6 protein-coding genes are annotated in these 8619 nt (G+C 65.0%); 1 reads left to right on the top strand and 5 read right to left on the bottom strand.

All coding sequences use genetic code 11. The annotated features are described in order from the left end of the window. Positions 1-3 precede the first annotated feature (3 nt). The gene (locus tag Rhe02_RS45305) at positions 4-1278 is read left to right on the top strand and encodes a condensation domain-containing protein (protein WP_239124476.1); all 1275 of its coding nucleotides are present in this window, start codon (positions 4-6) and stop codon (positions 1276-1278) included. Here Rhe02_RS45305 and Rhe02_RS45310 read toward each other — a convergent pair. From Rhe02_RS45310 to Rhe02_RS45330, 5 genes are all read right to left on the bottom strand, one after another. Beyond that, a complete protein-coding gene (locus Rhe02_RS45310) occupies positions 1275-1514 on the bottom strand; it encodes a hypothetical protein (RefSeq protein WP_203914753.1) in 240 nt (79 codons plus the stop codon). The two genes, Rhe02_RS45305 and Rhe02_RS45310, sit on opposite strands and share 4 nt — an antisense overlap. 121 nt (positions 1515-1635) lie before the next feature. Further along, positions 1636-2001 carry an Mth938-like domain-containing protein gene (locus tag Rhe02_RS45315; RefSeq protein ID WP_203914754.1) on the bottom strand — a complete coding sequence of 122 codons (366 nt, stop codon included), beginning with the start codon at positions 1999-2001 and terminating at the stop codon, positions 1636-1638. A gap of 31 nt (positions 2002-2032) precedes the next feature. Beyond that, entirely contained in the window at positions 2033-4492 is a 2460-nt protein-coding gene (gene fxsT, locus Rhe02_RS45320) for an FxSxx-COOH system tetratricopeptide repeat protein (RefSeq protein ID WP_203914755.1), read from the bottom strand. A 158-nt stretch (positions 4493-4650) separates the two neighbouring features. Then, positions 4651-6405: an ABC transporter ATP-binding protein gene (locus tag Rhe02_RS45325; RefSeq protein ID WP_203914756.1), complete on the bottom strand. Its 1755-nt coding sequence runs from the start codon at positions 6403-6405 to the stop codon at positions 4651-4653. Positions 6406-6487: 82 nt separating this feature from the next. Further along, on the bottom strand, positions 6488-8619 hold a 2132-nt coding region (locus Rhe02_RS45330; protein ID WP_308442075.1), incomplete at its 5' end, for an ABC transporter ATP-binding protein.

An 8619-nucleotide genomic window follows, 5' to 3' on the forward strand; every position in this document is an offset into this window, starting at 1 on the left:
GAGATGCCGCTTTCGCTACTCCAGCAACGTTTTTGGTACCTGTGCACCGCCTACCCCGGTGACGCCTCCCCCATCCTCTTCCTAACCTGGCGCATCCGCGGGCCGTTGGACCCGGAGCTGTGGTCGCGAGCGGTCAGCGAGATCGTCAACCGGCACGAAAGCCTGCGCACCGGATTCACCCTGCGCGACGGCCAGCCCGTCCAGGTCATCTACCCCGGCGCGGGGATAGACACCGACCTGATCGACCTGCGCCACCTGCCCGAGGAGAAGCGGGAGGACGAGGCGCAGCGGCTGGTCACCGCGCGCACCCACACCCTGCTCGACCTGACCAACGACCCGCTCGTCAGCTCCTGCTTCCTGCGCCTCGACGACGACCATCACATCTGGTGCTTCACCATGCACCATCTCGTCTCCGACGGTGCTTCGCTGCGCATCGTGGGCCGCGAGATGCGCACCCTGATCGAGGGCGGCCAGCTCCCTGCGCTCACCATCCAATACGGTGACTTCGCCGCCGCCCAGGAGCCCGACCCGGATCACCTGGCGTATTGGGTTTCCCGGCTGGAAGCCGTACCCCCGCTGAATCTGCCGACAGACCACCCTCGGCCCGCAGCCAAAGGCACCAACAGCGCCGAAATCGTGCGGCAGATGGACGGCGAGCTCGCCGCCGGCATCGCCCGGCTCGCCAAAGGCGTGCGCGGCACCCCGTTCATGGTGCTGCTGGCCGGCCTGCAAGCATTGCTCAGCACCGAAAGCGGCCAGACCGACTTCTGCGTGGGCTCCCCCGTCGCCGGTCGCACCCGAGTCGAGCTGGAACCCCTCGTCGGGCTCTTCGCCAACACACTGGCCTTGCGCACCAACCTTTCCGGCGACCCCACCTTCCAGGATCTGCTGGGCCGCACCAGGGAAACCGTGATCGGCGCGCTGCGCCGCCAGAGCGTCCCGTTTGGACAGATCGTCGCCCGGCTGGACCTGCCCAAGGACCCGAGCCGCACCCAGGTCTTTCAAGCCATCTTCAGCATGCGCAACGACAACGAGAACAAGCCGTCACAGCTGGGCGAGCTGTGGGTGGCCGACTTCCCGCACGGCCACCCCAAGGTGCTGCACGACCTCGTCGTCGACGTCTGGCGGCTCGACGCGCAGGGCATCCGCGTGGGCATGCGCTACGACACGGACCTGTTCAGCCACAACAGAATCGTCGTCCTTCTCCAGCACTACGAGAGCCTGCTCCAGGCCGTCATCGCCGACCCGCACACGCGCCTGTCCATGTTGTCCAATTAGGACTCTGTTTCCGCGGTGTCGCGTTCAAAACCGCGGCTGGCATGCACGTCGAGGTTCATGCCGTAGATGCGCATGAGGTCCTTGGCGGCGGCCAGCTGCCGCTTGCTGTGCGGGCTCGCACTCGACTCGCCCTCATCTCCTGGCACGGGCTCGAATGAGTGCAGCACGATCTTCTCCAGCAGCTCGCCGAGCGTCTCCCCGTTGAATTCGGCAAGGCCCTTAAGCACTTTGACCATGCTCTGCTCCATACGCACGCCGAGCTGTACTCGCTCTACCGCCATCGCTTCCTCCCGTAAATGTTGTTACCTAGGTCCCACGGTACCTAGGTAACAGCACTGCGGTCAATGGGGATATGGGTCAGCAGGTGGAGTGGAAGAGGCCACCGACCGCGGTGGAGGCGGCCAGGTTGTTGTAAATCTCGACAGCTTCCCGCGTCTCCGCGACGTGGATGGCGATCTCGCGCTGCTTCAGCAGCGCTATCGTGCGCGGGTCCACCTCGAGACGCAGATCCATGCCACGGGACAGCACTACCGTGGTGGCGCCGGCCGCGAGCAACTCCTCGACGTCGGCCGGCTGGATGCCGGGGCTGTGCCGGGTGCCGGTCTCGGACCAGTCCCACTCCCGGCCACCGCCCGGGAACAGCTTGAAATCCTTGCCTGGGCCGAGGTTCTCGACCTCCATTTCACCCCACGCGATATGCAAGATCTTCGGAGAAGGCGGCATAGAGCGAAGAGTACATGCGATGGGCGGTCCATTAGAGCATCAGCAAATCGATATCAATCTCCGCTCGCCTACCCCGCTCAATGTTCGCGGTCTCCGGGTGCTCAGGGCCAAGCTGGAGACGCACCTGCTGTTTTACGCGATCGCGCAGGGCCGCCGTATCTGAGCACAGGCCGACGGCTTCTTGGTCCAAAGCGAGATTCGCCTCAGCCGCCAGCGTGTACCAATGGTTTGCCCCGTACCGGGCACGCGAACGCGCCGCCGCATCGGCCGACAGAGCTTGCGCCTCGCGGCTCCGACTGGCCTCCGCAAGGTTGTTTGCCATGTTTACCATCGCCGCAATGGTGTAAGGATGATCCTGGCCCAGCGTGATCCGCAGACTTTGCAGGGTGCTCTCGTCCAGCTTCATGGCCATGTCGTGCTGACCCAGCCTCCGGCGAACAATCGCCAGGTTTACCGCACATCCCAGCGTGTATGGATGGTCTGCCTTGAACCGGTCGATGAATGCGCTGAGGTTCTGCTCGGCCATCATTTCCGCCCGCTCGAAATCGCGGGCCGCCCGGAGGGCATTGACGAGGGTCATCTGCGCAGCCAGGGTCTGATCGTGGTGGTTCGTGAGCTGGCTACGCGTTTGCGCAAAGTTCGCTTCGGCAGGCACCAGAGCCTTCTCGTGCTCACCGAGTTTGCGTTTGAGCACGCACTCGATCTGGGCCGCCTGCAACAACGATAGATGAGCCGACCTACTCTGCACCGCAGAGGTTCTGCTGGTTTCTAGCACCCTCTTGGCCTCTGCGTAGTCGCCAAGGAGAATATGGTCGAACACGAGAGAATTTACTGACGCGAGGGTTTCCGGGCTGCTGTCGCCTCGCTTTTCGCGTCGGTTCTGCAAGGTGCTTTCGTCGAGTTCCTTGGCCTTCGCGAAGTCGCCAAGCAGACGACGATCGGCAGCCAGGTTGTGCGCGGCGTCCATGGTGCGCGGATGATTCCCTCCGAGCGCGGCGCGACTCCGGCCGAGGCAGTCCTGGTCCACCTTCAACGCTTTCGCGAGGTCGCCTTCCCTGCGATGGTCGGCGCCACAAGAAGTCAACGCGGCAAGGTTGAGCTCGTGATCCTCGCCCAGCGCGATAGGAATCCGCTGGGTGAGTTTCTGTGTCAGCACCGTGGCGTGCTTGTGCTCGCCCAGGCGTCGCAAGGCTTCGCTGAGCTGCAGCTCTGCGGCGAGGGTCAGCTCGTGGTCGGGTCCGAGCTCGTTGCTCCACCAGGACAAAGCAAGGCGAGCGAGTTCACTACTTGCTGCGTAGTCGCCGATGGCATACAGGTACCGAATCTGATCGAGCGTCAGCCTCTGGCTGGCAGGTTCCGACGACAGATACAACCTCAGGGCACGAATGTGCGGACTGAGTCGCTCGTGTCGTGGCCAATTCTTCACCTCTTCAGGCGGACCCGGGTTGGTAGCGACCAAGATCGTCCGCCCCATCCGAATGTACTCGTCGCTCTCCTCTCGCCCCACGTCCGCCCGAAGCCAACGTGCCACCAATGGATTGATGATGATTGTGCGGCGCGGTCCATCGATCCTGCCCCAGGATCCGTTAGCGATCTGAGTCAATGCCCGCCCCAGGTGGGCCTCATTTCGCAAAATGCCGCTCAGCTGGGCAGTCAACTCGCCTATGCGGGCGTCCAAAAGCATCTGCCCTGAAATCGGCTCAGGACCGAAGAATGCAAATAGCTTGAACAGCTGTGCCGCATCAGGATGCTTCGCCGCAAGCCCCTCAAGGCCAGGCCGCCACGCCGCTTCCACGCCCAGGTGCTCGTATACATCTTTCCCGAACTCCCCCTTGTAGGTGCCCGCCGCCTGCATGCCCGATTGCCGGTTGAAGGCGGCCGCCCGACTAAGCGCTAGGGGCACATCACCCAAATTCGCCGCTAGTTCACATGCATCGATCGGCCCGAGCCGTGGCCAATTCTTTCCGAGAAGCTCGACACTCTCCTCCCGGTTGAACACGTCAACCTCAAAGCAAGCGGCCGGGCTCCTCCAGTTGCTGTTGCGCGACGTGATAATCACGTGACCGAGAGCATTAGGAGTGAAACGTCCAACGACCTCCGGATCGTTCGCATTGTCGAATACCAGCAGCCAGCGATGAGATCGCCTACCCGACCTGAGTTCGTCCACTACGCGCGTGGCAACACTGTCCAATCCCCCAATTTCCGACAGCTCCAGCGCGCTCGAAAGCGACACAAATGTGGCTCTGATGGACTCCCTGTTCTCGGCCGGGATCCACCAGACGAGGTCATAGTCAGCTTCAAAGCGATAGATATACTCAACAGCGATTTCGGTCTTCCCGACGCCACCTAACCCATGCACCACTTGCCGTGCCAGCTGCTCACGGCTCTCACGCATCTGGGCGATAATTGCACTGCGACCGGTGAAGTGTGCGTTCCGCGGCGGTACATTTCCCCAGATGGCAGGGACGCGCGAGCTTTTTGCCTTGGCCACGATCGGTCTCCTTAACCAGAATGACAGCTTCTAGTTATCCCACAAAGTAACCACTATGGCTTACCCGGGGATTTGCACCTTACGCCAAAATTGTGGCCTCACCCTAAACCACGTCACGGCTAAGCTGTCAAAGATGCTCCGCCGCAAAAGTAATCGTGTCAGGCGGAAAAACTCACTGTGGCGACCCAGGCTGCGTGCAGGAAAGCGTAAATCGAGCCTTGATCTTCTATCAACTCGGTATGCGATCCGCGTTGGACGATCTGTCCGTCGTCAACAACGATGATCTCATCGGCACGAGCGGCGGTGGTTATACGGTGCGCTATCGTGATCGTCGTCCTGCCCCGGGCGGCCGCGTCCAGTGCGATAGCAAGCCTCCGCTCGGTCGCCGCATCGACGGCGCTTGTTGCCTCATCCAGGACAAGCAGATCGGGCCGAGCCGCGTGGGCCCGCGCCAGTGCGACGAGCTGACGTTCGCCCGCGCTGAGTCCGTGACCGCGCTCTGAGATCGCGGTATCGATACCTTTCGGGAGCCCGTTCACCCAATCGTCGAGGCCGAGCTGGGCGAAGACCTCGGCCACGTCCACCGAGTGTCCAAACCGGACATTGTCGGCGATCGTACCGCGGAAGAGGAAACCGTCCTGCGGCACCATGACCACCCGCCGGCGCAGGCTGGCCGAACTGATCTGCGTCACCGGCACCCCGGCGAGCCGCACCTCGCCGCGCTCCGGATCGGCAAGGCGGGTAAGCAACTTCGCCAAGGTGGTCTTGCCCGCGCCGGTCGCGCCCACCACGGCCAGCCGGGTCCGGGCCGGAATATCCAGGCTGATGTTCTTCAGAACCATTTTCTCGGTACCCGGATAAGCAAACCAAACATCGGAGAACGTCACGTCGATCGGGCCGGGCGGCAGCTCGACCCCGTCGACAGGGTCGGCGACCTGAGGCTTGAGGTCGAGCACGTCCAGCACGCGCCGCCAGCCGGCGATGGCGTTGAGCATCTCGTTGAGCATCTCCCCGGCGACCTGAGCGGGCAGGGCGAAAAGCGTTACCAGAAACAGGAATGCGGTGATCTCGCCCGCGCCCATGGCACCGTCCACTCCGGACATGACGCCGATCGCGACCACGGCCGCCAGCGCACAACCCGTGGCCAGCTCGCCGATCGAATAGGCGGTCACGGTCAGCCGGGAGGCCCGGTTGGTCGCCGCACGAAAGCCGTCCACCGCATCGTCGAGCCGCTCGGCGGTGCGGGCGGAAACCTGATAGGCGCGGATGACCTCGGCCCCGGCCACACTTTCCGAGATGACGCTGAGCATATTGGCTGAACGCAGGCGTACCAAGGCGTAGGCCTGCCCCAGCCGGCGCATGCACGAGCGCACCACCCAGACCACAGGCGCGAAGACCAAAAGCACCACCAGGGTCAGCCGCCAGGAATAGAAGAGCATGACCGTTGCCGTGACCAGAGTCTGGCCGATGCAGGTCAGCAGGACGACCCCATTCCATTGCAGGAACGAGGTTATCTGGTCGACATCGGTGGTGGCGCGGGAAACCAGCGCCCCCCGGCGTTCGGCCTGCACATGCAGCATCGACAGATCGTGGATGTGCCGGAACACGCGAGCGCGCACCGCGGCCAGTGCGTTCTCGCTCACCTTGAACAGGCGGGTCATCATGAAGTACCCGCTGACCATGCTGCCCAACAGGATGAGGCCGGTGACCGTGGCGATCGACGCGATCGCGCCCAGGTCAGGGCCGCCCGGTGCGCGTAATCCGTCGTCGATGCCGCGCTGGATGGCGACCGGAACGGCGGCCCGTCCCGCCGTCATCGCGACCGCGAGAGCCAGGGTGCCGGCGAGCCCTTGATACAGCTCGGGAGAGAGCGCAAGCCCACGGCGAAGGGTGTGCCAGGTCGACTCCGTCATGCCATTGCCTCCCGCCGTAGGCAATCGCCTGCGGCGAAGACATGACCGAATCCCAATCTCATGACGATCTCGACAAGCTCGGTCATGGCACCGCCCTGTCGTAGGTGTGCATCAGCTCGGCGTACCGGGGAATGTGGGCGAGCAGCTCCTCGTGGGCGCCCGCAGCTTTCACGCGGCCGTGCTCCAGGTAGATCACGCGATCGGCCCGCTCCGCCGCCGCCCGCCGGGTGGCCACGGCCAACACGCTTGTGCGGCTCAGCTCGCCGCGAAGGCGGTCGAGGATGGCCGACTCGACGGCAGGGTCGACCGCGCTCGTCGCATCGTCAAGCAGCAGCAGGCCCGGCCTTCCCGCTATGGCACGGGCCAGGGTGATTCGCTGACGCTGCCCGCCCGAGAGCACCACGCCGCGCTCGCCCAGCACGGTGTCCAAGCCATCGGGAAGCTTGGTGACGAATTCGTCGGCCTGCGCCTGTCGCAGCGCTTCCCAGATGCGGTGGTCGTCTATCCCCTCCCGGCCCAGGGCCACGTTCACTCGCACCGTGTCGTCGAAGGCGAAACTGAGCTGTGGCACGAGCGCAACCGCGCCCGCGAGTGGTTGCGCGCCAAGCATTCTGAGGTTGATCCCGTTGAGCTTGACCGTGCCGGACTCCGGGTCGACCAGGCGCGCGGCCAGAGCTATCAGGGTCGACTTGCCCGAGCCGGTCTCCCCGACCAGCGCCACCAAAGTGCCCGCCGCGAGATGCAGACTCACCTTGTGCAGCACCGGTTCTCGGCCCGGGTAGCGGAAGGTGAGGCGGGAGATCCGTAGGTCGGCCGGACCTGGGTCCACTGTGGACGACCCGTAGCGCATGTCGCCCTTCGCGGCGAGGACCTTGTCGACCCGCTCCGACCCTGCCACGGCCCGTGGCAGGGCGGTCAACAGCCAGCCTATCGCCCGTACCGGCATGTCGAGCAACGCGAACAGAAACGCCGCCGTCGTCAGCTCGCCCAGGTCGACCGCACCGGCCCGCAGCCGCCACGCGCCCACCACCAGCACGGTGAGCGTGGCAATGCTCGGGATCGAGTCGATGACCGGATCGGCCCGCCCCCGGATCCTGCCGATCGCGATCAGGCAGTCGCGCAACTCATCGACCTTCGCCCGGAACCGCTGCGTCTCAAAGGCCTCCCGGCCCATCGCCTTGACCACGAGAGCGCCGTCGAAGCTCTCATGCGCCAGCGCGCTCACCTCGCCCCGCAGTTGCTGCGCTCGGCGATAACGTGGCGCGACGGCACGCGAATAGAACGCGAAAATCGTGAACAGCAGCGGAAACGCCACCAGCCCGATGGCGGCCAGCGCCCAGTCGATGGTCAGCAGCGCGGTCATCGCGGCCACCAGTAAAACCACCGTGGCGGCCGCGTAGGCGAGACTGGCGGCCGGCGACCACGACGCGTCCACATCCGATCCGGCGTGGGACAGCAGAGTCCCCGTGGACTGCTGCTGGTGCCACGCCATGGGCAGGCTCAGATACCTTCTCACCAACACTTTGCGGGTCTTCGCCTGCAACCGCTGCTGCATCGTCACCGACCCCAGCCGCCGCGCGAAAATCCCGGCCACCCGGAGCAGGCTCAGCCCCACCAGCGCGGCAGCGGCCCCGGCCACCGCGGAAACCTCGAACTCCCGCCGGTCAAGAGCGGGCACAATGACGTCGGCGACCACAGCGCCGATCACAAACGCGCCGCCAATGGTCAGCAACACCACCAGACACGCGCCACCGAACGACACCGCAAACAGCCACGGCTCCCCCCGCACCGCCCGCCCGATGAGCCGCGCCCCCCTGCCCAACACCTCCCGACTGACCGCTACACCCCCGCCTTTACCACCCTTGCTTTCCTTGCTGGCGCTGGCGTCTCCCTGGCCCGGCCCCGCCTTGACTGCAGCGGCTCCGCCCTCGTCAGGCTTGGCTGCGTCGCGCACGCCGCTCCCGCGCGGGCGGCGTGCGCGGCGCAAGATCCTGGCGATTTCGGGGAAATCGCTGCCTCCCAGCCGCACGACACCGCGATTTCTCCGAAACCGCGACGATCTCTCTCGCTCGGCGGGCACTGGCTCTGGCGCGCCATTGGACTCCACCAGGGCATCAGCGTGCTCGGCATCGCCCGGAGCATCGCGCAGCGCCTCACGCCGGACGTCTTGCGGAAGGCTGTGCCGCGCCTCGCGCGGGGCGTCAGGCCCCGCCT

The sequence above is a fragment of the Rhizocola hellebori genome (assembly GCF_016862955.1).
In the GTDB taxonomy this organism is placed as follows: Bacteria; Actinomycetota; Actinomycetes; order Mycobacteriales; family Micromonosporaceae; genus Rhizocola; species Rhizocola hellebori.

Bases quoted from the DNA above. Each gene is read 5' to 3' on its own strand.
- Rhe02_RS45305 (WP_239124476.1), top strand. From the start codon at position 4: ATGCCGCTTTCGCTACTCCAGCAACGTTTTTGGTACCTGTGCACCGCC.
- Rhe02_RS45310 (WP_203914753.1), bottom strand. From the start codon at position 1,514: ATGGTCAAAGTGCTTAAGGGCCTTGCCGAATTCAACGGGGAGACGCTC.
- Rhe02_RS45315 (WP_203914754.1), bottom strand. From the start codon at position 2,001: ATGCCGCCTTCTCCGAAGATCTTGCATATCGCGTGGGGTGAAATGGAG.
- Rhe02_RS45325 (WP_203914756.1), bottom strand. From the start codon at position 6,405: ATGACGGAGTCGACCTGGCACACCCTTCGCCGTGGGCTTGCGCTCTCT.